Source organism: Streptomyces sp. Ag109_O5-10 (assembly GCF_900105755.1).
Lineage (GTDB): Bacteria > Actinomycetota > Actinomycetes > Streptomycetales > Streptomycetaceae > Streptomyces.
The window spans coordinates 6,051,237-6,077,654 of record NZ_FNTQ01000001.1 but is presented as its reverse complement, the minus strand read 5'-3'; the positions used below and the strand labels follow the sequence as shown (position 1 = coordinate 6,077,654).

Below are 26,418 nucleotides of genomic sequence, written 5' to 3'. Positions count from 1 at the left end.
TCGACTGTGACGGCGCAGGGGGCCGGAACGTGCGCCCCGATGCGTTGCGGATGGATCTCGAAGCGGCCACGGACCAGGGGTTCCGAGGCCGGAGGGAGATCGTCCGGTGACCTAGGAGACGATGTCCTTGCGGGCGAAACCCCGGAAGGCCAGGGCGAACAGCACCAGGGCGTACGTTATGGAAACCGCCGCGCCCTGGATCATGCCGGACCACTCCAGGTGGGGTTGTACGGCGTCCGCCCAGGCGTACTGCCAGTGGGCAGGCAGGAAGTCGCGCCAGTCGCCGAGGGCCGTCACCTGGTCGAGGACGTTGCCGACGATGGTCAGGCCGACCGCGCCGCCGACCGCGCCGAGGGGGGCGTCGGTCTTCGTGGAGAGCCAGAACGCCAGCCCCGCGGTGACCAGTTGGGACAGGAAGATGTAGGCGATCACGACCGCGAGGCGCTGGGTGGCGGTGGTGGTGTCGAGGGCGCCGCCGGTGGGGATCTGGAGAGGCCCCCAGCCGTAGGCGACCGTGCCGACGGCCAGGGCGACCAGCGGCAGCAGGATCATCGCGGCCAGGCTGAGGCCGAGCGCGACGACCAGCTTGGACCACAGCAGCCGGGCCCTCGGCACGGGTGCGGCGAGCAGGTAGCGCAGGGAGGACCAGCTGGCCTCCGAGGCGACCGTGTCCCCGCAGAACAGGGCGACCGGGATGACCAGCAGGAAGCCCGCCGACACGAACAGGTTGACCGCGGCGAAGTTGGCACCGGACGCGGTGGCCGTGTCCAGGAGGGTGACCTGGCCGTTCTGCCGGCCCGGCTGACCGCCGATCGCGAACGCGATCAGCAGCACGACGGGCAGTGCGGCGAGGATGCCGCCCATCACCAGGGTGCGGCGCCGCTTGAGCTGGCGGACCAGCTCGACGCGGAGCGGCAGGGTGCGGCCCGCCCGGTAGCCGGAGGCGACCGCGGCCTTCTCGGTGAGCGTGCTCACGCGGAACCTCCGATCAGGGTCAGGAAGGCGTCTTCCAGACGGCGGTGCGGGCCGACCGACGCCACCGGGACGTCGAGCCGGACGAGTTCGGCGACCAGGCGCGGGGCGCTGCCGCCGGGCTCCATGCGGACGAGCAGGCCGTCGGCCGTGCTGGTCACGGAGGCCACGCCGGGCAGCGCGGCCACCTTCTCCACGACCGGCTCCTCCACCGGGGTGCCGGTGCCGACGAGGATGGTGTCGCCGGTGCCCACGATGTCGGCGACCGGTCCGGCCTGGACGAGCCGGCCGCGGTCCATCACCACGAGGTGGGTGCAGGACTGCTCGACCTCGGCGAGGAGGTGGCTGGAGACGATCACCGTGCGGCCGGCGGCCGCGTAGCGGATCATCACCTCGCGCATCTCGCGGATCTGCGGCGGGTCGAGGCCGTTGGTGGGTTCGTCGAGGATGAGCAGGTCCGGCAGGCCGAGCATGGCCTGGGCGATGGCGAGGCGCTGGCGCATGCCCTGCGAGTAGGTGCGGACCGCGCGGGCCAGCGCGTCGCCGAGGCCGGCGATCTCCAGCGCCTCGTCGATGTGGGAGTCCTCCAGCGGGCGTCCGGTCGCCTGCCAGTACAGCTCCAGGTTCTCCCGGCCGGACAGGTGCGGCAGGAAGCCGGCACCCTCCACGAAGGCGCCGACCCGGGAGAGGACGGGTGTGCCGGGGCGGATGGCGTGGCCGAAGACCCGGACCTCGCCGCCGTCGGGCTTGATCAGCCCCATCAGCATGCGCAGGGTGGTGGTCTTGCCCGCGCCGTTGGGACCGAGGAGGCCCAGCACCTGGCCCTTCTCGACCCGGAAGGACAGCTCCTTGACCGCGTACCGGTCGGTCGAGCCCCGGTAGCGCTTGCTCAGGTCCGTTATCTGGAGCGGGACTTCGGCGAGCGCCGGGTCCGGTGCGGGGCCGCCGGTGCGGCGGCGGCCGGTGAGCAGCAGGGCAAGGGCGGCCAGCGCGCCGGCCGCCGGCAGCCACCACACCCAGGCGGGCAGCGGCGCGGCGGCCGTGTCCACCTGGGGCGCGGTCGGCACGCTCAGGGGGCTCTTGAGGGAGACGGTGTAGGTGGCCGGGGCGGTCGGGGAGGCGTAGCCGAGGTCGGTGGAGGCGAGGACCAGGCGCAGCCGGTGGCCCTTCTGCACCTCGTGGTCGATGGCCGGGAGGGTGATCGAGACGTCCTTGCCGGCCTTGGCGCCCTCGACGCGGACCGGGGCGACCAGCTGGGCGGGCAGCACCTGCTGGGTGCCGTCGGGGCCGACGTCGTACACCTTGCCGAAGAGCACGGCGTCGTCGCTGGTGGAGGTGAGATGGACGGTGGCGGTGGGGGTGCCGGTGATCTGCACGTTGCCGGCCATCGGGGCCGAGTCGAAACGGGCGTACTGGCCGGGGAAGTCGAGGGAGACGCCGACGCCGAGGGAGGAGAGCTGGGCGAGGCCGCCACCGCCGAGGCCGGGCAGCGCGGAGACGCCGGGCGGGCTGGCGCCGGCCGGGTTGGCGACGCGCTGGGTGCCGCCCTTGAGGGCGATGTCCTTCCGGTCGCTCTCCAGTCCGGGGTAGTTGCGGGCGGTCGCGCCGCGCAGCAGGGCGGCGCCGTCGGTGGAGTCGATGCCGCCGGTGCGGGTGATCCGGAACGCCGGCCCGGTGTCCGTGTTCTTGTCGCCCTTCAGATACCGGTCGAACCACGACGTCACCCGGCCTTCGACCCGGCTGGTCTCCAGGTCGCCGCCGTCGTGGCCGCCGGCGATCCAGTCGACGTCGACGGGGGCGCCGTTGGCCTTGACGGCCTTCGCCGCGGCGTCGGACTGGGAGAGGGTGAAGAGGGAGTCGGTCTGTCCCTGGAAGAGGAGCGTCGGCACCTTGATGCGGCGGCCGACGGCCGAGGGCGACCGCTCTTCGAGGAGCTTGACGGCCGCCGCGTCCGGCTTGCCCGACTCGGCGACCCGGTTGTACATCGCGCACAGCTCGGGCTGGAAGTTGGCGCAACCGCCGCCGCTGTTGAAGAAGATCCCGGCCCAGAGCTTCTTGAAGACGCCGTTCGGGAAAAGGGCGTCCGCGAGGTTCCAGTACGTGATGGAGGGGGCGATCGCGTCGACGCGGTCGTCGTAGCCGGCGGCGAGGAGGGAGATCGCGCCGCCGTAGGAGCCGCCCGCCATCCCGACGCGCGGATCACCGGGCTTGTCGAGCTGGACCTGGGGCTGCTTCGCCAGCCAGTCGATGAGCCTGGAGACGTCGGCGACCTCGCCCTTGGGGTCGTTGAGGCCGATCTTCCCGGTGGACCTGCCGAAGCCGCGGGCGGACCAGGTGAGGACCGCGTAGCCGTCGCGGGCGAGGTCCTCGGCCTCGGTGCGCATGTCGTCCTTGCTGCCGCCGAAGCCGTGGGCGAGGAGGACCGCGGGGCGCCGGCCGGTGCCGGACGTGGTGAAGAACGAGGTGTCCAGACGCACCCCGTCCACCGCCATGACCTTGTCGGTCCGCTGCACCGGGGGCGGGCCGTCGGAGGCGACGGCCGTCCACGTACCGGCGCCGGCGAGCACGACGACGGCGGCCGCGGCGGCGACCAGCCGCCGCGGCCGCCCGCGCAGCGCTCGCAGGCCGGGGGGTCGAAGATCCATGCTTCAACGGTACGGGCCCGCACCGACATCCGATGCCGACGGTGGGCTGAACAGCGGGCCATCCCGGAGGAGTAGGAGTACCCCGTCACGTACTTCGAGCGCGGTACACCGCGACAGCGACGCCGGGACCGGCCGGTGGATCCCCGCGGGCCGGTGGGGGCCGATCGCGCAGTTCCCCGCGGCCCTTCGGGCCTCTGGCCGCCCCGGCGCTCACAACCGACCGCCGCCGCACCTCGACCCGCCGCAACGGCGATCAACTCCGGCGATGCCGGACCGGCCGGTGGATCCCCGCAGGCCGGTGGGGGCCGATCGCGCAGTTCCCCGCGGCCCTTCGGGCCTCTGGCCGCCCCGGCGCTCACAACCGACCGCCGCCGCACCTCGACCCGCCGCAACGGCGATCAACTCCGGCGATGCCGGACCGGCCGGTGGATCCCCGCAGGCCGGTGGGGGCCGATCGCGCAGTTCCCCGCGCCCCTTCAGGCCGCCGACCGGCCCGGCGCCCACAACCGGCCGCCGTTGCACCCCGTCCCGCCGCGACGGCGATCAGCCACGACGGCGGACTCCGGCGGTGCCGGACCGGCCGGTGGGTTCCCGCGGGCCGGTGGGGGCCGATCGCGCAGTTCCCCGCGGGCCTTCGGGCCTCTGGCCGGCCCGGCGCTCACAACCGGCCGCCGCCGCACCTCGTCCCGCCGCAACGGGGTTCCCCGTGTTCCTAGTGGGGGGTCACGTCGTCCGGGAGGGAGACGAGCCAGTGGGTTTGCTTGCGGGGGCGGAGGTAGAAGGCCCAGTAGAGGGTGGCGGCGGCGGTGATGCCGCCGGTCCAGAGGAGGTAGGTCGTCTCCTGCTGGGTGAGGATGTAGCCGAGGACGGCGATGAGGATGATCGGCATCGCCGGCCAGAGGGGCATGCGCCAGGCGGAGGTGTGCCTGTGGTGGCCTCGGCGGGAGAGGAGGGCCGCCACGGCGACGAGGAGGTACATGCCGGTCACCGAGACGCCCGTCACGCCGTACAGGGTGTCGAGGTTGACGAAGCAGAGGAGGGCGCCGGGGACGCCGACGGCGAGGGTGGCGACCCAGGGCGAGCCGAAGCGGCCGAGGCGGGAGAGGGCGCTGTTGACCGGGGCCGGCCAGGCCTTGTCGCGGGCCGAGGCGAACAGGACACGGGAGTTCTGGATGACCATCACGATGCCCGCGTTGATGATCGCGAGGGCCACGCAGAGGCTGACGAAGGTGCCGACCGCGGAGTTGGACCAGGCGGTGACCATGGAGCTGATGTCGCCGCCGGTGAGGGCCTTGAGGTCGGTCGCCCCCATGGTGATCGCGGCGACCGGGACGAGGATGATCACCGTGGAGATCGCGAGGGTGGCGAGGACCGTACGGGCGACGTTGCGGCGCGGGTTCTCCAGTTCCTCGGAGAGGTAGACCGCCGTCGAGAAGCCCTGGGTGACGAAGAGGGCGATGGCGAGGCCGGAGACGACGAGCATCGCGGTGACCGTGGTGGTGTGGCCGCCGGCGTCCGCCACCTGCATGGAGGTGAGGCTGCCGACGCCCCGGTGGCTGTGGGAGAAGCCCAGCACCGCCACCACGCCGGCCGCGATGACCTCCAGGACCAGGAAGATGCCGGTGATCCAGGCGTTCGCGCGCAGGTCCAGGAGGCCCGCGAGGGTGGCGAGGAGCATCACGCCGGCGCCGGTCATGGCCGGGTCGAGGTGGACGATCGGGGCGAGGTAGTCGGCCGTGCCCATCGCGATCACCGGCGGCACGATCATCACGACGAGGAGGGAGAGGACGAAGACCAGCCAGCCGGCCAGGCGGCCCGCCATCGTCGAGACCATCGCGTACTCGCCGCCCGCGCTGGGGATGAGGGTGCCCAGTTCGGAGTAGCAGAACGCCACGGCGATACAGAGGAGGGAGCCGATGGCGATCGTGAGGGCGGTGGCGGTCCCGAGAGAGCCGAACAGGTCCGGGACGACCACGAAGAGCGTGGAGGCCGGGGTGACACAGGAGAGGGTGAGGAGGGTGCCGCCGACCACGCCGATCGAGCGCTTGAGCTTCTGCGGGCTGTCCGAGGCCTCCGCGGAGGCGATCTCGACAGGGTGGAGCGTGTCGGTCATGAAGCGGTTCCGATCGACTGGAGCGGCGAGGAGTTTCGGCCGGGAGCGCTATCGCCTCCGGCGGCTCGTCTCGTACGTCTCTTCGTCCGCTCCCGGTTGCGATGCATGGAACCCCGACGAAAACCGTCACGTCAATGGTCGTTAACCTACGGAATCCGTTGATCTCCTCGCCGTATTCCACGTATACGTCAATACGAGGCAGGCCAATCCACGCTGTCGACCCCTACGGGAATCGCAGTGCGGGCGTCAAAAAAACGTGAAGACGTCCGGCATCCGGACCTGTCAGTGTGTCCCGCTGGAGTCATCGACAACAGAACTCACAACCGAATCACAGCAATGGGTGGGGACTCATGAGGCTGAAGTACACCGCTGCCTGGGTGGGGTTCACGGCGGCGGCGACGGTCGCCGTGTCCGCGTGCGGCTCCGGCGGGGTGAAGACGGCCACCTCGGCCGTGAACAGCGCGGACAAGATCATGGCGGTGCTCTCGCGCGCGACCGACCGGACCGACCAGCTCGGCTCGGCCGAGGTCAGGATGAGCACCGACACGGGCACGGGCACCCCGGTCACGCTGAACGGCACCTACTCCTGGGGGGACGGCGTGGCGGTGGATGTCCTGATGGACACCAAGGCCGCGAACATGCAGGCGCTCCAGCACCGCGCGACGATCCGGGCGCTGTTCGTGAAGGGCGCCTACTACTACAACGTCGACCCCCAGACCTCCGGCCCGCTCAAGGGCAAGCAGTGGATGAAGGTCGACGCGTCGGTGCTCTTCGGTTCCAAGGGCGCCCAGGACTTCGACGGCGGCAGCGCGGGCAACCCGGTGGCCGCGATGAAGTACCTCAAGTACGCGAAGGACGTGAAGGACCTCGGCAAGGAGACCGTCGACGGGCAGCGCACGACCCGCTACCGGGCCGTCGTCCACCGGGCGGAGATGGGCAAGTACAAGGACGTCTTCAGCAGCGACGGCATGAAGGCGCTCACCGGCGGCTCCGACTCCGTGACGATGGACGTGTGGATCGGCGCCAAGGACCTGCCGGTCCGCCTGAAGGACCAGTTCGGCAAGGCGACCGTGACCATGGACTTCAAGAAGTTCGGCGCCACCGCCCCGGTGAAGGCCCCGCCGGCCGGCCAGACCGCCGACCTCACCAAGGCGATCGAGAACTCCCGGAAGCAGCAGGGCTGACCCCGGACACGCCGGTGCCCCGCCTCTCCCGGGAGCGGCGGGGCACCGTGCGCCGTCAGTGGTTGCGCGGGAAGCCCAGGTCGACGCCCGCGGGGGCGTCGGCCGGGTCGGGCCAGCGGGTGGTGACGACCTTGCCGCGGGTGTAGAAGTGCGTGCCGTCGTTGCCGTAGATGTGGTGGTCGCCGAAGAGCGAGTCCTTCCAGCCACCGAAGGAGTGGTAGCCGACGGGGACCGGGATCGGCACGTTGACGCCGACCATGCCGGCCTCGATCTCCAGCTGGAAGCGGCGGGCGGCGCCGCCGTCCCGGGTGAAGATCGCGGTGCCGTTGCCGAAGGGGGAGGCGTTGATCAGGGCGACCCCCTCCTCGTACGTGTCCACGCGCAGGACACAGAGGACGGGGCCGAAGATCTCGTCCTGGTAGGCCTTGGCGGTGGTGGGCACCTTGTCGAGGAGCGAGATGCCGATCCAGTGGCCGTCCTCGAAGCCCTCGACCGTGTAGCCGGTGCCGTCCAGGACGACCTCCGCGCCCTCGGCGGCGGCGCCGGAGACGTAGGAGGCCACCTTGTCGCGGTGGACGGCCGTGATCAGCGGACCCATCTCGGAGGTGGGGTCGTTGCCGGGGCCGATCTTGATCTTCTCGGCGCGCTCGCGGATCTTCTCCACCAGCTCGTCGCCGATCGCGCCCACGGCGACCACGGCCGAGATGGCCATGCAGCGCTCGCCGGCCGAGCCGTAGGCGGCGGAGACGGCCGCGTCCGCCGCCGCGTCCAGGTCGGCGTCGGGCAGCACCAGCATGTGGTTCTTGGCACCGCCCAGCGCCTGGACGCGCTTGTGGTTGGCGGCGGCGGTGGTGTGGATGTAGCGGGCGATCGGCGTCGAGCCGACGAAGGAGACCGCCTTGACGTCCGGGTGCTCCAGGAGGCGGTCGACGGCCACCTTGTCGCCGTGGACCACGTTGAAGACGCCGTCGGGCAGGCCGGCCTCGGCCAGCAGCTCGGCGAGCTTGATCGAGGCCGACGGGTCCTTCTCCGAGGGCTTGAGGACGAAGGTGTTGCCGGTCGCGATGGCGATCGGGAACATCCACATCGGGACCATCGCCGGGAAGTTGAACGGCGTGATGCCCGCGACCACGCCGAGGGGCTGGCGGATCGAGGAGACGTCCACGCGGGACGCGACCTGGGTGGACAGCTCGCCCTTCAGCTGCACGTTGATGCCGCACGCCAGGTCCACGATCTCCAGACCGCGGGCGACCTCGCCGAGCGCGTCGCTGTGCACCTTGCCGTGCTCGGCCGTGATCAGCTCGGCGATCGCGTCCCGGTTCGCGTCCAGGAGGGCGCGGAAGCGGAAGAGGATCTCCGTGCGCTTGGCCAGCGAGGACTGGCCCCAGGTGACGAACGCGTCCTTGGCGGCGGCGACCGCGGCGTCGACCTCGTCGACCGACGCGAACGCGACCTTCGTGGTGACCGCGCCGGTGGCCGGGTCGGTGACCGGCCCGTAGTTGCCCGACGTGCCGTCGACGGACTTGCCGCCGATCCAGTGGTTGACGATCTTCGTCATGACCGGTTACTCCTTCACAGATGGCGGCGTCGGGTGGAGACGTGCCGTTCGTAGAGCTCACGTGCCTTGACCGCGGAGGATCGGGTCGCGGTCTCGGCCACAGGTACATCCCACCAGGCCTGCGCGGGAGGCGGGCCCGACACAGTGTCGGCCGTTTCGGTCTCCACGTAGACACATGTGGGAGTGTCGGCGGCCCGCGCCTCGGCGAGCGCCGCGCGCAGGTCCCGGACAGTCTTCGCGCGCAGGACGCGCATGCCGAGGCTGGCCGCGTTGGCGGCCAGGTCGACGGGGAGCGGGGCACCCGTGAAGGTGCCGTCGTCCGAGGTGAAGCGGTACGCGGTGCCGAAGCGCTCGCCGCCCACCGACTCGGAGAGCCCGCCGATGGACGCGTAGCCGTGGTTCTGCACCAGCAGCACCTTGATGGCGATGCCCTCCTGGACGGCGGTGACGATCTCGGTCGGCATCATCAGATACGTGCCGTCGCCGACCAGCGCCCACACGTTCCGCTCCGGTGCCGCGAGTTTCACCCCGATGGCGGCCGGTATCTCGTAGCCCATGCACGAGTAGCCGTACTCCAGGTGGTACTGGTCCCGCGACCGTGCCCGCCACATCCGGTGCAGGTCGCCGGGGAGCGAGCCGGCCGCGTTGATCAGGACGTCCGTCTCGTCCACGAGCGCGTCCAGGGCGCCGAGGACCTGCGGCTGGGTCGGCCGGATGTCCGGCTCGTCGGCCTCGTAGCAGGCGTCGACGCGCTGCTCCCAGCGCCCCTTGTCCTCGGTGTACTCGGTGACGTACGAGTCGGCGGTGCGGTGGCCGTCCAGGGCCTCGGTCAGCTCCGTGAGGGCGCTGCGGGCGTCGGCTATCAGCGGCAGGCCGGCCAGCTTGTGGCCGTCGTACGGGGCGATGTTGAGGTTGAGGAAGCGGACGTCCGGGTTCTCGAAGAGGGTGCCGGAGGCCGTGGTGAAGTCGGTGTAGCGGGTGCCGACGCCGATCACCAGGTCGGCGGTGCGGGCGAGTTCGTCGGCGGTGGCGGTCCCGGTGTGGCCGACGCCGCCGACGTCCTGCGGGTGGTCCCAGCGCAGCGAACCCTTGCCGGCCTGGGTCGAGGCGACCGGGATGCGGGTGGCCGCGGCGAACTCGGCGAGCACGGCCTCGGCGCGGCTGTGGTGGACCCCGCCGCCCGCGATGACCAGGGGCCTGCGCGCGTTCCTGACCGCCGCCGTGGCCGCGGCGAGTTCCGCGGGGTCGGCGCCCGGCCGTCGTACGGTCCACACCCGCTCGGCGAAGAACTCCTCCGGCCAGTCGTACGCCTCGGCCTGCACGTCCTGCGGGAGGGCGAGGGTGACGGCGCCGGTCTCGACGGGGTCGGTGAGGACCCGCATCGCGGCGAGGGCGGCGGGGATCAGCTGTTCGGGCCGGTTGATCCGGTCGAAGAACTTCGAGACGGGGCGGAGGGTGTCGTTGACGGACACGTCGGCCGCGTGCGCGACTTCGAGCTGCTGGAGGACCGGGTCGGCTGGGCGGGTGGCGAAGACGTCGCCGGGGAGGAGGAGGACCGGGAGGTGGTTGACGGTGGCGAGGGCGGCACCGGTGACCAGGTTGGTGGCGCCCGGCCCGATGGACGTCGTCACGGCGTGCGTGGCGAGACGGTTCGATTGACGCGCGTAGCCGACCGCCGCGTGCACCATGGCCTGTTCGTTGCGGCCCTGGTGGTACGGCATCTCGTCCCGGTGCTCCAGGAGCGCCTGGCCGAGGCCGGCCACGTTGCCGTGGCCGAAGATGCCCCAGGTGGCGCCGATCAGGCGGCGGCGCTCGCCGTCCCGCTCGGTGAACTGGACGGCGAGGAAGCGGACAAGCGCTTGCGCGACGGTCAACCGAATCGTCATCGGTAACCCTCCGTGTGGTCCGGGTGGAAGCAGATCCGCCACTCCCGCGTCGCACCGGGCCCCGCCATGACGTTCAGGTAGTACATGTCGTGCCCGGGCTGCGCGATCGACGGGCCGTGCCATCCGTCGGGAACGAGCACGGCGTCGCCGGAGCGGACCTCGGCGAGGACGTCCGTACCGCCCTCACGGGAGGGGAATACGCGCTGATACCCGAATCCGTTCGCGCCGTCGATCTCGAAGTAGTAGATCTCCTCCAGCTCCGACTCCTCGCCGGGCCGGTACTCGTCGTGCTTGTGCGACGGATACGAGGACCAGTTGCCGCCCGGGGTGACGACCTCCACGGCGATCAGCTTGTCGCAGTCGAACGCGTCCGCGGAGGCGAAGTTGCGCACCTGCCGGGCGGCGGTGCCGCTGCCGCGGTCTTCGACGGGAACCTCCGGCGCGGGGCCGTAGCGGGCGGGGAGTCGTCGCTCGCACTTCGCTCCTGCCAGGGCGAAGCGGCCTCCCGCGCCGGAGGCGATCTGGACCTGGGCGTCCCGGGGCACGTACACGAAGTCGGAGACTCCGCTGAACACGCTCTCCCGGCCCAGGATCTGGAACTCGTTTCCCTCTGTTTGCACCGTACAACCGCCCTGCAGCGGAAGCACGATCCACTCGCTGTCCCCGGTGGTGAACAAATGCGTTCCGCCAGGGGGCAGTTCGACGATCCGCAGGCTGCTGTGCGCCCAGCCGGCCCGCTTGGGGTCGATGTCGAGCGCGTACTGGGCGTTCGCGGTCGAACCCTTGGTGAGATGCAGCTCGTTGGTCGTCATCTTCTCGCCCTCACAGGAGTCCGACGGCGGTGTCCACGGCGGCGGCCACGTCGCCGTCCGCCGGGTACAGCAGCGAACGGCCGACCACCAGGCCGCGCACGGTGGGGAGTTGCAGGGCGCTGCGCCACTTCTCGTAGGCGCCGTCCTGGTCGTCCCCGACCTCGCCGCCGAGCAGCACGGCGGGGAGGGTGGACGTCTCCATGACCCGGGCCATGTCGTCGGGGTTCTCGGTGACCGGCAGCTTCAGCCAGGTGTAGGCCGAACTCCCGCCGAGGCCAGAGGCGATGGCGATGGACCTGGTGACCGCCTCCGCGGACAGGTCGTTCCTGACCTTGCCCTCGGGGGTGCGGCGGCTGATGAACGGCTCCACGAAGACCGGCAGCCGGCGCGCGGCCATGTCGTCGACGGCCCGGGCCGTGGACTCCAGGGTGGTCAGCGAGCCCGGGTCGTCGTAGTCGATACGCAGGAGCAGCTTGCCGGCGTCGAACCCGAGGCGCTGTATGTCCTCGGCGCGGTGGCCGGTGAAGCGGTCGTCGAGCTCGAAGGAGGCGCCCTGCAGTCCACCGCGGTTCATCGAGCCCATGACGACCTTGCCGTCGAGGGCACCGAGCAGCAGCAGGTCGTCCAGGATGTCGGCGGTGCCGAGGACGCCGTCGACGCCGGGGCGGGACAGCGCCAGGCAGAGGCGCTCCAGCAGTTCGGCCCGGTTGGCCATGGCGAGCTTGTCGCCGCCCACGCCGAGGGCGCCGCGGGCCGGGTGGTCGGCGGCGACGATCATCAGCTTGCCGTCCTCGTTGAGGAGCGGACGGCGGGAGCGCCGGGCGGCCGCCTCGGCGATCGCCTCGGGGTGGTGGGTGCGGGTGTGGACGAGGGCGGAGATGTCCACCTTCATCTGCGGGGCGGGAGCGCCGGCGCCGCCCTCGTGGTGCGCGCCCGCGACGCGGCCGGCCCTCACAGCACCGCTCCGGCGGCGAGCGCGGCGTCGATCTCGTCGCCGGTCGGCATCGCGGAGGAGCACTCCAGGCGGGAGGCGACGATGGCACCGGCCGCGTTGGCGTGGCGCATGGTCTTCTCCAGGTCCCAGCCTTCGAGGAGGCCGTGGCAGAGGGAGCCGCCGAAGGCGTCGCCGGCGCCGAGGCCGTTCAGGACGTTGACGGGCAGCGGCGGGACCTCGGCGGCGTCGCCGTCGCGGCTGACGGCGAGGACGCCCTTGGGGCCCTGCTTGACGACGGCGATCTCGACTCCGGCGTCGAGGAGGGCCTGGGCGGCGGCCTGCGGCTCGCGCACTCCGGTCGCGACCTCCACCTCGTCGAGGTTGCCGACGGCGACGGTGGTGTGCTTGAGCGCCTCCGCGTAGAACGGGCGGGCGGCGTCCGGGTCCCGCCAGAACATCGGGCGCCAGTCGAGGTCGAACACGGTCGTGCCGGCCTTGGCCCGGTGGGCGAGGGCCGCGAGGGTCGCCGTGCGGCTGGGCTCCTCGCTCAGGCCGGTGCCGGTGATCCAGAAGATGCGGGCCGCACGGACGGCGTCCAGGTCCAGCTCGTGGGCGTCGATCTCCAGGTCCGGGGCCTTGGGCTGCCGGTAGAAGTACAGCGGGAAGTCGTCCGGCGGGAAGATCTCGCAGAACGTGACCGGGGTGTTCAGGCCGGGGACCGGGGTGACCCAGCGGTCGTCCACGCCGAAGCCCTGGAGGGCCTCGTGCAGGTAGGCGCCGAAGGCGTCGTCGCCGGTGCGGGTGATGACGGCGGTGCTGCGCCCGAGGCGGGCGGCCGCGACGGCGACGTTCGTCGCCGATCCGCCGAGGAACTTGCCGAAGGACGACACCTGGGCGAGCGGTACTCCGGTCTGGAGCGGATAGAGGTCCACCCCGATCCGCCCCATGGTGATCAGGTCGTACGCCATCGGCTTCCCTTCGTCATTGCTCTCCCGTGGTTTGTAGTCCGGGAGAGGAGGTCGTGTCAATGGTTTGTCCGGACATTCTGACGAGAAGGGGGTGGGGCCGAGGCGCCTACGGAGGTGGCGGGAGCCATGGGTGCGCGGGCGCGGGCCGGGTGTGGCCGATCACGCGGTTCTCCGCGCTCTCGTGGGGCGCCTCACGGCCGCCCCGGTTGTCAACGCGCCCCGCCGGTGGCCGGGCACGCGCCTGTGCCCCGGGTGTGTCACAAACTCCCCCCTTGTGTCACACATGTCACGCGTACGCGGGCTCTCGGTCACACCCGGCCCACAGGCGCTTGCGCACAGTCACTCTCCGTCGTTCACCGGGCACAGGCTTTGTGATCGCCAGCGCAGCGCCCGGTTCCCCCGACGACCGCCTCCGGTCGCCCCCGCGGTGCGCGCAGGGAGGTGCATCTCATGACCGACCGACGGCTCTGGTCCTACAAGGAGATCGCGGCGCACATCCGGGTGCAGCCGGACACCGTCCGCTCCTACCGCAAGCACGGGCTGCTCCCGCCGCCCGACCACGTCGAGGGCGGCAAGCCCTACTGGTACGCCGACACGGTCCGTGCCTGGGTCGCCTCCCGGCCGGGCAACCGGGGGCGCAGAGACCTCTGAGGCGGGGTGCGGCCGGGTCAGGCCCAGGGCTCGACGACCGTCACCCCGGCCGCCGGCGCCCCGTCCATCGCCGCCAGGGCCGCCGGGGCCGCGTCCAGGGTGATCGTCGAGGTGACGAGGAGGTCGGGGCGGAGGGTGCCGGCGCGGACCAGTTCGAGCATGGCGGGGTAGGTGTGGGCCGCCATGCCGTGGCTGCCGAGGAGCTCCAGCTCCAGGGCGATCGCGCGGGCCATCGGCATGGGGGTGGTGCCGTCCGGGGACGGCAGCAGGCCCACCTGGACGTGGCGGCCGCGCCGGCGCAGGGAGTTGACCGAGGCGGCCGAGGTGGCGGGTGAGCCGAGGGCGTCCAGGGAGAGGTGGGCACCGCCGGAGGTCAGGTCACGGACCGCCGCCGCGGGGTCCGCCGTCTCCGACGCGTTCACACCGTGGGCCGCGCCGAACTTCCGTGCCAGGTCCAGGGCTTGGGGCGACACGTCGACCGCCGCCACCCGCGCCCCCGACGCGGCCGCGATCATCACCGCCGACAGGCCCACGCCCCCGCAGCCGTACACCGCCACCCACTCCCCCGCCGCGACCCGACCCTGCTGGACCACCGCGCGGAAGGCGGTGGCGAAGCGGCAGCCCAGGGAGGCGGCGGTGGCGTACGACATGTCGTCCGGGATCGCCACCAGGTTCACGTCGGCGTGGTCCAGCGCCACGTACTGGGCGAAGGAGCCCCAGTGCGTGAAGCCGGGCTGGGTCTGGCGCTCGCAGACCTGCTGGTCGCCGGCCGCGCAGGACGGGCAGCTGCCGCAGGCACAGACGAAGGGGACGGTGACCCGGTCGCCGGGGCGCCAGGCGGTCACCCCGGCGCCGGTCTCCTCGACGACCCCGGCCAGCTCGTGGCCGGGGACGTGCGGGAGGGTGATGTCCGGGTCGTGGCCCCGCCAGCCGTGCCAGTCGCTCCGGCAGAGGCCGGTGGCCTCCACGCGGACGACCACGCCGTGGGGGGCCGGGCGGGGGTCGGGGACGTCCCGTACCTCGGCGGGGGTGGCGTAGTGGTCGAAGACGACGGCTCGCATCGCGCGTGCTCCTTTCGGGGGCTGCGCGAAGGGTAAGCGCTTCGCTGGGGGGCCGTGGTGTGCCGGTTGCTGTTCGCCTTTTGCCGAGTGCGGAGGCCGAGTGCGGAGGCCGGATGCCGGATGCGGATGCCAGATGCGGATGCCGGATGCCGACTGCGGCGCCGTCGTGGCTGGTCGCGCAGTTCCCCGCGCCCCTTTGGGGCGCGGCCAGGTCAGGCATGTCGACCAGGGCCGCGGCCGAATGGAGCGCGGCCGGTTCAGGCGCGTCTGGCCCGCGCCGCGGCCGAATGGGGCGCGGCCAGCTCAGGCGCGTCTGGCCGACGCCGCGGCCGAATGGGGCGCGGACGGTTCAGGCGCGTCTGGCCGGGGCCGCGGCAGGGTGGGGCGCGGCGGGTTCAGGCGCGGCCGAGTGGGGCGTCCGCTGCTCGCCCTCGCTCAACCCGAACCGGTCGTGGAAGCGGCGCAGGGGGGCCGGGGCCCACCAAGTGGCCTTGCCGGTGAGGCGCATGATGGCCGGGACCAGGAGGCTGCGGACGACCATGGCGTCCATCAGGACCGCCAGGGCGATGCCGAGGCCGAGCATCTTGGTGTTGGTGACGCGGGAGGTGCCGATCGCCACCATCACCACCGCGAGGATGACCGCCGCCGCGGTGATCAGGCCTCCGGTGCGCTGCAGGCCGAGCCGGACCGCCCGCTCGTGGTCGCCCGTCCTGTCGTACTCCTCCTTGATGCGGGAGAGCAGGAACACCCCGTAGTCCATCGAGAGGCCGAAGGCCACGCAGAACATCAGGACCGGGAGCGTGGTCTCGATCGAGCCGGGGCTGGTGAAGCCGAGCAGGTTCGAGAGGTGACCGTCCTGGAAGACCCAGACCACCGCGCCGAACATCGCCGTGAGGCTGAGCGCGTTGAGCAGGACCGCCTGTACGGGGATGAGGACGCTGCCGGTGAGAAGGAAGACCAGCAGCAGGGTGACGATCGCTATGATCGCCGCCGCCCAGGGCAGGCGCTCCCCGATGGCGTGCTTGGAGTCGACCAGGACCGCGGCCGTGCCCGTCACCTTCGTGTCGAACGGGGTGTTCAGCGCGCGCAGTTCGCCCACCAGGCGCTGGGCGCCGTCGTCCACCGACTCGCCCTTCGGCTGCACCGTGAAGTACGCCGCGTCGCCCTCGACCAGGGGTCCGGCCACCCCGGCCACCTCCGGCAGGGCCGCCACCCGCTCCTGGTACGCCGCGTACTGCGCCCTGGTCGCCCCGCCCTCGGCCAGGACCTCGAGGTCGCCGCCGGGATTGCCGGGGAAGCCGTCCCGGATGTGCTGCTGGACGACGTGGGACTCGGCGCCGGCCGGGAGCTGACGGTCGTCTGCGGTGCCGAACTTCACGCCCAGGAACGGCAGTCCGAGGACGATCAGGAAAGCCGTGGTGGCGACGGCGAAGAGCGGGGCGCGGCGCATGACCAGGGTCGCGGCGTGGGCCCAGGCCGTGCCCTCGGCGCCGGAGGGCCGGGCTTCCCGGCCCCGGCGGAACAGCCGGCGCAGGTCCAGCGCGTTGACCCGGTCGCCCAGCAGGATCAGCGCGGCCGGGAGCAGGATCAGGGCGGCCGCCGCGGCCAGCAGGACCACCGCTATGCCGGCGTAGGCGAACGAGCGGAGGAAGTACTGGGGAAAGACGAGCATCGCCGCCAGCGAGACGGCCACCGTCAGGGCCGAGAACAGCACGGTGCGGCCCGCGGTGCGCAGGGTGGTGCCGACCGCTGTCAGCGGGTCGGCGCCCGTGGCCAGTTCCTCGCGGAAGCGGCGGACGATGAAGAGCGCGTAGTCGATGGCGAGGCCCAGGCCGAGCGCCGTGGTCAGGTTCATCGCGAAGACCGAGACGTCCGTGAAGGACGTGATGCCGCGCAGCACCGCGTTCGTGCCGAGGATGGCGACGATGCCGATGCCCAGCGGGAGGAGGGCCGCGATCGCGCTGCCGAACACCATCACCAGCAGGATCAGGGTGATGGGCAGGGCGATCAGCTCCGCCCGGGCCAGGTCCTCCTTGATGATCGTCTGCATGTCGCTGCGGACCGCCACCATGCCGCCGACCTTGACGGTCACCGGTCCGTGCGCGCCCCGGTAGTGCGGGGCGAGGCGGTCCAGGGTGTCGGCGGCCGCCTTCTCGTCACCGGTGATGCGGGCCGCGATCAGGCCCTCGTGTCCGTCCTCGGCGCGCAGGGACGGCGACTTGGTCTGCCAGTACGAGCCGACGCCTATGACGCCCTTCTCGCCGGACAGCCGGGTGACGAGGGCCTTTGCCTCGGCGGACACCGCAGGGCTGTCCACCGAGCCGCCCCGCGCGTCCACCAGGAGGAGCAGGTTGGGCTGGGAGCCCGGGAACTCGCGCTCCAGCGCCTTCGTCGCGTACGTCGACTCCGCGGCCGGGTCCTCCCAGCCGCCGCTGCCCAGCCGGTCGGCGACCCCGCTGCCGGCCAGCACGGCGAGCGCGGTGATCACCAGGGCGAGCAGCAGCGAGAGCCGTGGGCGGGCGGTCACGAACCTGGTCCAGCCCCCCGGGCGGGCCCCGGTCCCGGCCGCCGAGGGCTTGTTGACTTCGGTCATCCTGCGGTGTCCCCTTCACCCTGACCACTGCCTGCCGGTACGCATCAGCTTCGTGCACAGGGCAGCATGGGTCGGCCATTGCCTTTTAGACTGGCAAACACGAGTCGACGCTCGCGTTTACAAGAATGCGAGCGACCGCTCGCGTTTGTCAATCGCGTTCGAAGAGCTGGGGATAACGCGTGCCCGACAAGCCCGACATGCCAGAGCAGCCCGACGGTCCGCGCGGCCCCGACGGCACGGCCACGGCCAAGGAGCAGCCGCGCCGGCGGCAGGCCCGCGGCGAGCGGCGCATCCAGCAGCTGCTCGAAGCCGCCGCCTCGGTCTTCTGCACCTCGGGCTACACCGCCGCCAGCACCAACGCCATCGCCCGGGAGGCGGGCGTCTCCCCCGGCACGCTCTACCAGTTCTTCCCGAACAAGGAGGCGATCGCGGTCGAGCTGGGCGAACGGCTCATGCACGACCTGCGGGACACCTACGGCGAGGCGCTCGCGCCGATCGACCCCGGCACCTCGCTGACGGACGCGGTCGGCGCCACCGTGGACCGCCTCACCGCCTTCAACACCGAGCACCCCGTGTTCTTCGCGCTGATGCACGGCCCCGACGTGCCCGGCGGGATCACCGAGGCCCACGACGCGCTGCACACCAACCTGCTCGGCCGCGTCGAGGGCCTGCTCGCCTCGCTCCTCCCGCCGGACGCCGACAGGACTCGCGTCACGCGCGCGGCACACGTCAGCCTCGGTATCTACAAAGCGGGGCTGGAGCTGGTGCTCAGCCACGAGGGCGCCGAGCGCCAGGCGTACATCCAGGAGATCAAGGACGTGCTCACCCGCTACCTGGAACCCCTGGTCGGCGACCGCCTCGGCCGCCCCGTCGACTGACCCGCCGGCCACCCCCGACACCGGACCACCACCCCCTCGAACCCCCCAGACTGCGACACACGGCACATCTGCCTAAAGTGCGGGTAAATCGCACCGGTCTCGCGCGGATCCCGCGCCGACGCCGAGCCGATCCCGAGCCGTCGAGCGCCACCCGCACCCGCAGGAGCACAAGGGGGACCCGCCGTGACCCACTCTCCGCCGCCCGGCCGCCCGCAGGCCCGGATCCCAGGTCCGCAGCAGCCGCCACCGCCGTACCCCCGGATCCGCGCCGGCCTGTGGCGGCGCTGCCTCGGCGGCGGGCTCGCCCTGTGGGTGCTGACCGCGGTGGTCACGTACACGACGAAGGACACCACCCCGCTGCCGACGCTGATCCTGCTCGGCAGCTTTCTCGTCCCGGTCGTCTTCGTGCTGTGGGCGTACGAGCGGCACGGCCGCGACCTCGGGGTCAGCGCGATCCTCGGCTGCTTCCTGACCGGCGGCACGCTGGGGCTGCTGGGCACCTCGGTGGTGGAGTCCTACCTGGTCCGTCCCTCCTGGGGGATGTTCGTCTGCGTCGGCCTGATCGAGGAGGCGGTGAAGCTCGGCGCGCTGGTGTTCGTGCTGCGCCGGCTGCCCGGGATCCGCGGCATGCGGGCCGGGCTGGTGCTCGGCGCCGCGGTCGGCTTCGGCTTCGCGGCCCTGGAGAGCGCCGGGTACGCGTTCGACGCGGCCGTCTCCACCGAGGGCGTCGACCTGCGCGCGCTGATCGAGACGGAGATCCTGCGCGGGGTGGTGGCCCCCTTCGGGCACGGCCTGTGGACGGCGGTCGCCGGCGGCCTCCTGCTCTCCTTCCGCCGCCTGAGCGGCCGCTTCCGCGTCACCGCGCCCGTCGTCGCCGGGTACCTCGGGGTCGCCCTGCTGCACGCCCTGTGGGACTCCACGCACGGCCTCGCGATCTGGCTGGTGGCGCATCTGGTGGGTACCGGGATGGAGCCTCAGATGTTCGCCGAGGGGTACATCCCCCGTCCCAGCGCGGCACAGGAGCACCTCTTCTCGGTGTTCTCGGTCGGCCTGCTGGTACTCGTCTCACTGCTCGGAGTCGCCTGGGTGGTCTCGCTGGCGCGCCGCGATCCCTCTTGGAGAAATACCCCCTAGGGGTATAGTCTGACGAAAGTGGGGTTCCCTCGTGGGCCCCATCGGCCCCACCCGCCTCGACGAGGAGAACGACATGACCGCCCAGACCGACACCCCGGGCTCCGTGACCGCCGTCTACAAGGTGACCGGCATGAGCTGCGGACACTGTGAGGGTTCCGTCTCCGCAGAGATCTCCGGACTGCCCGGCGTCAGCTCGGTGACGGCCGTCGCGGCCAGCGGCGAGGTCACGGTCGTCTCCGCCGCCCCGCTCGACGAGGAGGCGGTCCGCGCCGCCGTCGACGAGGCGGGCTTCGAGCTCGCCGGCCGCGTCTGAGGGCCCGGTCACACGCACCGACACGCACCACGAGCAGTACGTACGACGGAAACGTATCTCTCCGCCGGGCCGTGCCGACCAGCTGATACTGGCTCCGCGCGGTCCGGTCCGTTGTCTGGAGTCCGGACATGACGACCAGCACCACCACCAGCACCACCGCGCAGACACCGATAGCCCTGCCGCGCCCGGCCGAGGGCGAGTCCGAGGTCGAGCTGCTCATCGGCGGCATGACCTGCGCCTCCTGTGCCGCCCGGGTCGAGAAGAAGCTCAACCGCATGGACGGCGTCACCGCGACCGTGAACTACGCGACCGAGAAGGCGAAGGTCACATACCCCCAGGGGGTTCAGGTCGCCGACCTGATCGCCACGGTCGTGAAGACGGGTTACACCGCCGAGGAACCCGCGCCCCCGGAGCCGGAGCCGGCGCCGGAGGCCGGGCCGGAGCGGGATCCCGAGCTCGCCGCCCTGCGCCACCGCCTCCTGGTCTCCGCCCTGCTCGCGGCCCCGGTCGTGCTGCTCGCGATGGTCCCGGCGCTGCAGTTCGACAACTGGCAGTGGCTGTCGCTGACGCTCGCCGCCCCGGTGGTCGTCTGGGGCGGGGCGCAGTTCCACCGGGCCGCCTGGACCAACGCCCGGCACGGCGCCGCCACCATGGACACCCTGGTCTCGGTCGGCACGCTGGCCGCGTTCGGCTGGTCGCTGTGGGCACTGTTCTTCGGCGACGCGGGCATGCCGGGCATGCACGACGAGTTCCGGTTCACCGTCTCCCGGATGGACGGCGCGTCCACGATCTACCTGGAGGTGGCCTCCGGGGTGGTCGCGCTGATCCTGCTCGGCCGCTACCTGGAGGCACGCTCCAAGCGACGCGCGGGCGCGGCCCTGCGGGCGCTGCTGGAGCTGGGCGCCCGGGACGTGGCGGTGCTGCGGGACGGGCGCGAGGTGCGGGTCCCGGTGGCGTCGCTCGCGGTCGGCGACCGGTTCGTCGTACGGCCCGGGGAGAAGGTCGCCACCGACGGGACCGTGGTCGAGGGGGCGTCCGCGGTGGACGCGTCGATGCTGACCGGCGAGTCCGTGCCGGTGGACGTGACCGTCGGCGACGCCGTCACGGGCGCGACCGTCAACGCGGGCGGGCGGCTGGTCGTCGCGGCCACCCGGGTCGGCGCCGACACGCAGCTCGCGCGGATGGCGCGACTGGTGGAGGACGCGCAGAACGGCAAGGCAGAGGTGCAGCGCCTGGCCGACCGGATCTCCGCCGTCTTCGTCCCCGTCGTCATCCTGATCGCGCTCGGCACCTTCGGGGTCTGGCTGGGCGTCACCGGGGACACGGCCGCCGCGTTCACGGCCGCCGTCGCCGTCCTGATCATCGCCTGCCCGTGCGCCCTGGGCCTGGCCACGCCGACCGCGCTGATGGTCGGCACCGGGCGGGGCGCCCAGCTGGGCATCCTCATCAAGGGCCCGGAGGTCCTGGAGTCCACGCGCCGGGTCGACACCGTCGTGCTCGACAAGACCGGGACGGTGACCACCGGGCGGATGAGCCTCCAGGAGGTGTACGCCGTCCAGGGCGCCGACGAGGACGAGGTGCTGCGGCTCGCGGGCGCCCTCGAACACGCCTCCGAGCACCCGGTCGCCCGGGCGATCGCGGCGGGGGCCGAGGAGAAGGTCGGCACGCTGCCCGCCGTCGAGGACTTCGCGAACGTCCCCGGACGGGGCGTACGAGGCCGTGTCGAGGGCCGCGAGGTGGCCGTGGGGCGCCTCTTCGACACCGTCCCCGAGGAGTTGGCCCTGGCCCGCTCCCGGGCCGAGCGGGCGGGCCGTACCGCCGTCCTGGCCGGCTGGGACGGACAGGCCCGGGGTGTCCTCGCGGTCGCCGACGCGGTCAAGGACACCAGCGCCGAGGCGGTTCGGGAGCTGCGTGCGCTAGGGCTGACGCCGGTGCTGCTGACCGGGGACAACCGGGCGGTGGCCGAATCGGTCGCGAAGGCGGTCGGGATCACCGAGGTCGTCGCCGAGGTGCTGCCCGAGGAGAAGGTGGACGTCGTACGGCGGCTGCAGCGCGAGGGGCGGACGGTCGCCATGGTCGGCGACGGCGTCAACGACGCGGCGGCGCTGGCCACCGCCGATCTGGGGCTGGCCATGGGCACCGGGACGGACGCGGCGATCGAGGCCGGCGACCTGACCCTGGTGCGCGGGGACCTGCGGGTGGCGGCGGACGCGATCCGGCTGTCCCGGCGGACCCTCGCCACCATCAAGGGCAACCTCGTGTGGGCCTTCGGCTACAACGTGGCCGCGCTCCCGCTGGCCGCCGCCGGTCTCCTCAACCCCATGATCGCGGGGGCCGCGATGGCCTTCTCGTCGGTCTTCGTGGTGACCAACAGCCTGCGGCTGCGCACCTTCCGCTGAAAGTTACCGGCGGTTCGGCCCAGTGGATGTATGAGTCCCCCTAGAGTCCAACGCGCACCTCACATAAGCTCTTCACAAGGCTCGCGCATCATCCTTACGCTTGAGCTCCGATCGCCATATCGGGGCTCTTGCGCATCTATCGGACAGATGCAAGAGACGCAGATCACAGTGATGTGAACGTAACCATCGAAGGGGTTCGAAGGTCTAAGTTGGCGATGTCAGAGATGCGTCTTGGGGGGCGCTGACCTGGCATCTGGGGATGTCTTGGGGGACTTCCTCAGAGATGCGTTGCCGGGGCACGTACGACGGGAAGCTTTGAGCGGCCCTCCCGTGCCGTACGGGTCCCGGCAGATCGCACCGCATCACTGGACGTAGGAGTACGGCGAGCTCTGCTCGCTGTGCTCAAAGCAGCGATTCAGGCGCTGCCGTACCGACGCCCGGCCGGATCCCGTGGGGGGAATCCGCACCGGGACACGGGAAGGCGCCCTGGTCGCCGGCCCGTGGGGGGACCGGCGCTCCAGGGCGCCTTCTGCTGTGCCGGTACGGCCGCTAGCGCGTCAGCGCTCCTCGACCGGCACGAAGTCGCGCTCGACGACGCCCGTGTAGATCTGGCGCGGGCGGCCGATGCGGGAGCCGGGCTCCTTGATCATTTCCTGCCACTGGGCGATCCAGCCGGGCAGCCGGCCGAGGGCGAACAGGACCGTGAACATCTCGGTCGGGAAGCCCATGGCGCGGTAGATCAGGCCGGTGTAGAAGTCGACGTTCGGGTAGAGGTTGCGCGAGACGAAGTAGTCGTCGGAGAGCGCGTGCTCCTCCAGCTTCAGCGCGATGTCCAGCAGCTCGTCGGACTTGCCGAGGGCCGAGAGGACGTCGTGCGCCGCGGCCTTGATGATCTTCGCGCGCGGGTCGAAGGACTTGTACACCCGGTGGCCGAAGCCCATCAGGCGGACGCCGTCCTCCTTGTTCTTCACCTTGCGGATGAAGGAGTCGACGTCGCCGCCGTTGGCCTGGATGCCCTCCAGCATCTCCAGGACGGACTGGTTGGCGCCGCCGTGCAGGGGCCCCCAGAGGGCGGAGATGCCCGCGGAGATCGACGCGAACATGTTCGCCTGCGACGAGCCCACCAGGCGGACCGTCGAGGTCGAACAGTTCTGCTCGTGGTCCGCGTGCAGGATCAGGAGCTTGTCGAGGGCCGAGACGACGACCGGGTCGAGCTCGTAGTCCTGCGCCGGCACCGAGAACGTCATGCGCAGGAAGTTCTCCACGTAGGAGAGGTCGTTGCGCGGGTAGACGAACGGGTGGCCGACCGACTTCTTGTACGCGTACGCGGCGATCGTCGGAAGCTTCGCGAGCAGCCGGATGGTGGAGAGATCGCGCTGCTGCGCGTCGAACGGGTTGTGGCTGTCCTGGTAGAACGTGGACAGCGCGGAGACCACCGAGGACAGCATCGCCATCGGGTGGGCGTCACGCGGGAAGCCCCGGTAGAAGTTCTTGACGTCCTCGTGCAGCAGCGTGTGCCGCGTGATCTCGTTCTTGAACGTCGTGAGCTCGTCCACGGTCGGCAGCTCACCGTTGATCAGCAGGTACGCCACCTCCAGGAAGGTGGAGCGCTCCGCCAGCTGCTCGATCGGGTAGCCGCGGTAGCGGAGGATGCCCGCCTCGCCGTCGAGGTAGGTGATGGCGGATTTATAGGCAGCGGTGTTGCCGTAGCCGCTGTCCAGGGTCACGAGACCGGTCTGGGCGCGGAGCTTCCCGATGTCGAAGCCCTTGTCGCCGACGGTGCTGTCGACCACCGGGTAGGTGTACTCGCCGTCGCCGTACCGCAGTACTACAGAGTTGTCGCTCACGTCTTCCCTCACCGACGTAGTGCCTCATCTTCGAGGTGCCCTGACTGTCTCTACCATCCCCCATTTGGCTCAGGAGAGTGCACTCGGGGTCGACCGTTGGGCCCATTGGCGGCACTCAGTGCCGCCAACCTGCTCATCCTGCCCCCTTGTCTCTCTATGTGGAAGGGCTCTGTGACCTTCACGACTCATTTGATCGATCATTTTTCCGGAGATCGCTCCGGCCGAGCCGGAAGTCCAGCGCCGTACAGCGCCGACCTGCGGACACCGTCCGTACCGCCTGCCCGATCGCCTTGCGCGAACCGACGAGGACGACCAGCTTCCTGGCCCGGGTGACCGCCGTGTAGAGCAGGTTCCGCTGCAGCATCATCCAGGCACCGGTGGTGACCGGGATCACCACCGCCGGATATTCACTCCCCTGCGAACGGTGAATGGTCACGGCGTAGGCATGGGCCAGTTCGTCCAGTTCGTCGAACTCGTACGGCACCTCCTCGTCCTCGTCGGTCAGCACGGTGAGGCGCTGGTCGACCGGGTCGAGCGAGGTGACCACGCCCACGGTGCCGTTGAAGACGCCGTTCTCGCCCTTCTCGTAGTTGTTGCGGATCTGGGTGACCTTGTCGCCGACCCGGAACACCCGCCCGCCGAACCGCTTTTCGGGCAGCTCGGGCCGGGCCGGGGTGATGACCTGCTGGAGCAGTCCGTTGAGCACGCCGGCGCCGGCCGGGCCGCGGTGCATGGGCGCGAGCACCTGCACGTCCCGCCGCGGGTCGAGCCCGAACCTGGCCGGAATCCGCCGGGCGGCGACGTCCACGGCGAGCTTGCCCGCCTCCTCCGTCTCGTCCTCCACGAAGAGGAAGAAGTCCTGCATGCCGTCGGTGACGGGGTGCTGTCCCGCGTTGATCCGGTGCGCGTTGGTCACCACGCCGGACTGCTGGGCCTGCCGGAAGACCCGGGTGAGCCGGACGGCGGGGATCGGGCCGCCGTCGGCGAGCAGGTCCCGCAGCACCTCCCCGGCCCCGACGCTGGGCAACTGGTCCACGTCCCCCACGAAGAGGAGGTGCGCCCCGGGCGGCACGGCCTTGACCAGCTTGTTGGCGAGGAGCAGGTCGAGCATCGACGCCTCGTCCACCACCACCAGGTCGGCGTCGAGCGGCCGGTCCCGGTCGTAGGCCGCGTCCCCGCCGGGCTTCAGCTCCAGGAGCCGGTGCACGGTCGACGCCTCGGCCCCGGTCAGCTCGGCGAGCCGCTTGGCCGCCCGCCCGGTGGGTGCGGCGAGCACCACCTTCGCCTTCTTCGCCCGCGCCAGCTCCACGATCGACCTGACGGTGAACGACTTGCCGCAGCCGGGCCCGCCGGTCAGCACCGCGACCTTCTCCGTCAGCGCCAGCCTGACGGCCGCCTCCTGCTCGGCGGCGAGGTCGACGCCGGTGCGGTCCTTCAGCCAGGCGAGCGCCTTGTCCCAGACGACGTCGTGGAACGACGGCATCCGGTCGTCGTCGGTGCGCAGCAGGCGCAGCAGCTGGGCGGCGAGGGCGACTTCGGCCCGGTGGAAGGGGACGAGGTAGACAGCGGTGACGGGTTCGGCGTCCGGGGCCGGGCCGGGGAGCTTCTCCCGTACGACGCCCGGGTCCTCCCCGTCCTCGGGCGGCGCCGCCAGCTCGGCGAGGCACTCGATGACGAGGCCGGTGTCGACCTGGAGGAGTTTCACGGCGTCCGCGATGAGCCGCTCCTCGGGGAGGTAGCAGTGCCCCTGGTCGGCGGACTGGGACAGGGCGTACTGCAGCCCGGCCTTGACCCGCTCCGGGCTGTCGTGCGGAATCCCGACCGACTGGGCGATCTTGTCGGCGGTCAGGAACCCGATGCCCCAGACGTCCGCCGCGAGCCGGTACGGCTGGTTCTTCACGACGGAGATCGAGGCGTCCCCGTACTTCTTGTAGATCCGCACGGCGATCGACGTCGACACCTCGACGGTCTGGAGGAAGAGCATGACCTCCTTGATCGCCTTCTGCTCCTCCCAGGCGTCGGCGATCTTCTTCGTCCGCTTCGGCCCGAGCCCCGGCACCTCGACGAGCCGCTTCGGCTCCTCCTCGATGATCCGCAGGGTGTCCACCCCGAAGTGCTGGGTGATCCGGTCGGCGAACACCGGCCCGATGCCCTTGACCAGCCCCGACCCCAGATAACGCCGTATCCCCTGCACGGTGGCCGGCAGCACGGTCGTGTAGTTCTCGACGGTGAACTGCTTCCCGTACTGCGGGTGCGAACCCCACCGCCCCTCCATCCGCAGCGACTCCCCCACCTGGGCGCCGAGCAGCGCGCCGACGACCGTGAGGAGATCACCGGCGCCCCTGCCGGTGTCGACGCGGGCGACCGTGTACCCGTTCTCCTCGTTCGCGTACGTGATCCGTTCGAGCACGCCTTCAACGGTGGCGAGCCGTCGTTCGCCGGTGGGGGTCCCCGTCTGCTGAGCCATGCT

At 71.5% G+C, this 26,418-nt stretch carries 18 protein-coding genes; 6 read left to right on the top strand and 12 right to left on the bottom strand.

Features of this window, described 5'->3' with window-relative positions; translation table 11 throughout:
- Window positions 1–111 precede the first annotated feature (111 nt).
- The 3 genes from BLW82_RS27745 to BLW82_RS27735 form a co-directional block, all read right to left on the bottom strand.
- On the bottom strand, window positions 112–975 hold the full coding sequence (locus BLW82_RS27745; protein ID WP_093502812.1) for an ABC transporter permease: 864 nt from the start codon (window positions 973–975) through the stop codon (window positions 112–114).
- Window positions 972–3,617, bottom strand: a complete 2,646-nt coding sequence (locus BLW82_RS27740; protein ID WP_177233087.1) for a CocE/NonD family hydrolase — start codon at window positions 3,615–3,617, stop codon at window positions 972–974. The genes BLW82_RS27745 and BLW82_RS27740 overlap by 4 nt, the downstream gene beginning before the upstream one ends.
- 712 nt (window positions 3,618–4,329) lie before the next feature.
- Window positions 4,330–5,730 (bottom strand): APC family permease, encoded by a 1,401-nt coding sequence (locus BLW82_RS27735; RefSeq protein WP_093502810.1) that lies wholly within the window; start codon window positions 5,728–5,730, stop codon window positions 4,330–4,332.
- A gap of 350 nt (window positions 5,731–6,080) precedes the next feature.
- Here BLW82_RS27735 and BLW82_RS27730 point away from each other — a divergent pair, with 350 nt between their 5' ends.
- A complete protein-coding gene (locus BLW82_RS27730) occupies window positions 6,081–6,914 on the top strand; it encodes an SCO4651 family lipoprotein (protein WP_093502808.1) in 834 nt (277 codons plus the stop codon).
- Between the two features lie 55 nt (window positions 6,915–6,969).
- On the opposite strand, the gene mmsA is transcribed toward BLW82_RS27730, so the two are convergent.
- The 5 genes from mmsA to iolC are packed head-to-tail and all read right to left on the bottom strand — an operon-like array spanning window position 6,970 to window position 13,072.
- Window positions 6,970–8,472, bottom strand: a complete 1,503-nt coding sequence (gene mmsA / locus BLW82_RS27725) for a CoA-acylating methylmalonate-semialdehyde dehydrogenase (protein WP_093502806.1) — start codon at window positions 8,470–8,472, stop codon at window positions 6,970–6,972.
- Between the two features lie 14 nt (window positions 8,473–8,486).
- Entirely contained in the window at window positions 8,487–10,358 is a 1,872-nt protein-coding gene (gene iolD / locus BLW82_RS27720; RefSeq protein ID WP_093502804.1) for a 3D-(3,5/4)-trihydroxycyclohexane-1,2-dione acylhydrolase (decyclizing), read from the bottom strand.
- Window positions 10,355–11,170, bottom strand: a complete 816-nt coding sequence (gene iolB / locus BLW82_RS27715; RefSeq protein ID WP_093502802.1) for a 5-deoxy-glucuronate isomerase — start codon at window positions 11,168–11,170, stop codon at window positions 10,355–10,357. The genes iolD and iolB overlap by 4 nt, the downstream gene beginning before the upstream one ends.
- 10 nt (window positions 11,171–11,180) lie before the next feature.
- The gene (locus tag BLW82_RS27710; RefSeq protein ID WP_093508309.1) at window positions 11,181–12,062 is read right to left on the bottom strand and encodes a Cgl0159 family (beta/alpha)8-fold protein; all 882 of its coding nucleotides are present in this window, start codon (window positions 12,060–12,062) and stop codon (window positions 11,181–11,183) included.
- A 59-nt stretch (window positions 12,063–12,121) separates the two neighbouring features.
- The gene (gene iolC, locus BLW82_RS27705) at window positions 12,122–13,072 is read right to left on the bottom strand and encodes a 5-dehydro-2-deoxygluconokinase (RefSeq protein ID WP_093502800.1); all 951 of its coding nucleotides are present in this window, start codon (window positions 13,070–13,072) and stop codon (window positions 12,122–12,124) included.
- 450 nt (window positions 13,073–13,522) lie between these two features.
- Between iolC and BLW82_RS27700 the strand changes: the two genes are divergently transcribed.
- Window positions 13,523–13,723, top strand: a complete 201-nt coding sequence (locus tag BLW82_RS27700; protein WP_037649824.1) for a helix-turn-helix transcriptional regulator — start codon at window positions 13,523–13,525, stop codon at window positions 13,721–13,723.
- A 17-nt stretch (window positions 13,724–13,740) separates the two neighbouring features.
- Here the strand turns inward: BLW82_RS27700 and BLW82_RS27695 are convergent, their stop codons facing one another.
- Together BLW82_RS27695 and BLW82_RS27690 are read right to left on the bottom strand one after the other, a co-directional pair.
- The gene (locus BLW82_RS27695) at window positions 13,741–14,784 is read right to left on the bottom strand and encodes a zinc-dependent alcohol dehydrogenase family protein (protein WP_093502798.1); all 1,044 of its coding nucleotides are present in this window, start codon (window positions 14,782–14,784) and stop codon (window positions 13,741–13,743) included.
- 349 nt (window positions 14,785–15,133) lie between these two features.
- A complete protein-coding gene (locus tag BLW82_RS27690) occupies window positions 15,134–17,377 on the bottom strand; it encodes an MMPL family transporter (protein WP_093502796.1) in 2,244 nt (747 codons plus the stop codon).
- 197 nt (window positions 17,378–17,574) lie between these two features.
- Between BLW82_RS27690 and BLW82_RS27685 the strand changes: the two genes are divergently transcribed.
- The 4 genes from BLW82_RS27685 (at window position 17,575) to BLW82_RS27670 (ending at window position 22,101) form a co-directional block, all read left to right on the top strand.
- Complete coding sequence (locus BLW82_RS27685) at window positions 17,575–18,255, top strand: TetR/AcrR family transcriptional regulator (protein ID WP_093508308.1); 681 nt, start codon at window positions 17,575–17,577, stop codon at window positions 18,253–18,255.
- 183 nt (window positions 18,256–18,438) lie between these two features.
- The gene (locus tag BLW82_RS27680; RefSeq protein WP_093502794.1) at window positions 18,439–19,389 is read left to right on the top strand and encodes a PrsW family intramembrane metalloprotease; all 951 of its coding nucleotides are present in this window, start codon (window positions 18,439–18,441) and stop codon (window positions 19,387–19,389) included.
- A gap of 73 nt (window positions 19,390–19,462) precedes the next feature.
- A complete protein-coding gene (locus tag BLW82_RS27675) occupies window positions 19,463–19,702 on the top strand; it encodes a heavy-metal-associated domain-containing protein (protein WP_093508307.1) in 240 nt (79 codons plus the stop codon).
- A 128-nt stretch (window positions 19,703–19,830) separates the two neighbouring features.
- Window positions 19,831–22,101: a heavy metal translocating P-type ATPase gene (locus tag BLW82_RS27670; protein WP_093502792.1), complete on the top strand. Its 2,271-nt coding sequence runs from the start codon at window positions 19,831–19,833 to the stop codon at window positions 22,099–22,101.
- 557 nt (window positions 22,102–22,658) lie between these two features.
- Here the strand turns inward: BLW82_RS27670 and BLW82_RS27665 are convergent.
- Together BLW82_RS27665 and BLW82_RS27660 are read right to left on the bottom strand one after the other, a co-directional pair.
- On the bottom strand, window positions 22,659–23,948 hold the full coding sequence (locus BLW82_RS27665) for a citrate synthase (RefSeq protein ID WP_093502790.1): 1,290 nt from the start codon (window positions 23,946–23,948) through the stop codon (window positions 22,659–22,661).
- Between the two features lie 178 nt (window positions 23,949–24,126).
- On the bottom strand, window positions 24,127–26,415 hold the full coding sequence (locus BLW82_RS27660; RefSeq protein ID WP_093502788.1) for an SF1B family DNA helicase RecD2: 2,289 nt from the start codon (window positions 26,413–26,415) through the stop codon (window positions 24,127–24,129).
- Window positions 26,416–26,418 lie beyond the last annotated feature (3 nt).

Excerpts from the sequence above, each read along its gene's own strand:
- BLW82_RS27735 (WP_093502810.1), bottom strand. The coding sequence starts at position 5,730 with ATGACCGACACGCTCCACCCTGTCGAGATCGCCTCCGCGGAGGCCTCG.
- BLW82_RS27660 (WP_093502788.1), bottom strand. The coding sequence starts at position 26,415 with ATGGCTCAGCAGACGGGGACCCCCACCGGCGAACGACGGCTCGCCACC.
- BLW82_RS27710 (WP_093508309.1), bottom strand. The coding sequence starts at position 12,062 with ATGAAGGTGGACATCTCCGCCCTCGTCCACACCCGCACCCACCACCCC.
- BLW82_RS27700 (WP_037649824.1), top strand. The coding sequence starts at position 13,523 with ATGACCGACCGACGGCTCTGGTCCTACAAGGAGATCGCGGCGCACATC.
- BLW82_RS27730 (WP_093502808.1), top strand. The coding sequence starts at position 6,081 with ATGAGGCTGAAGTACACCGCTGCCTGGGTGGGGTTCACGGCGGCGGCG.
- BLW82_RS27695 (WP_093502798.1), bottom strand. The coding sequence starts at position 14,784 with ATGCGAGCCGTCGTCTTCGACCACTACGCCACCCCCGCCGAGGTACGG.
- iolC (WP_093502800.1), bottom strand. The coding sequence starts at position 13,072 with ATGGCGTACGACCTGATCACCATGGGGCGGATCGGGGTGGACCTCTAT.
- BLW82_RS27675 (WP_093508307.1), top strand. The coding sequence starts at position 19,463 with ATGACCGCCCAGACCGACACCCCGGGCTCCGTGACCGCCGTCTACAAG.
- BLW82_RS27685 (WP_093508308.1), top strand. The coding sequence starts at position 17,575 with ATGCCAGAGCAGCCCGACGGTCCGCGCGGCCCCGACGGCACGGCCACG.
- iolD (WP_093502804.1), bottom strand. The coding sequence starts at position 10,358 with ATGACGATTCGGTTGACCGTCGCGCAAGCGCTTGTCCGCTTCCTCGCC.
- BLW82_RS27740 (WP_177233087.1), bottom strand. The coding sequence starts at position 3,617 with ATGGATCTTCGACCCCCCGGCCTGCGAGCGCTGCGCGGGCGGCCGCGG.
- mmsA (WP_093502806.1), bottom strand. The coding sequence starts at position 8,472 with ATGACGAAGATCGTCAACCACTGGATCGGCGGCAAGTCCGTCGACGGC.
- iolB (WP_093502802.1), bottom strand. The coding sequence starts at position 11,170 with ATGACGACCAACGAGCTGCATCTCACCAAGGGTTCGACCGCGAACGCC.
- BLW82_RS27690 (WP_093502796.1), bottom strand. The coding sequence starts at position 17,377 with ATGACCGAAGTCAACAAGCCCTCGGCGGCCGGGACCGGGGCCCGCCCG.
- BLW82_RS27670 (WP_093502792.1), top strand. The coding sequence starts at position 19,831 with ATGACGACCAGCACCACCACCAGCACCACCGCGCAGACACCGATAGCC.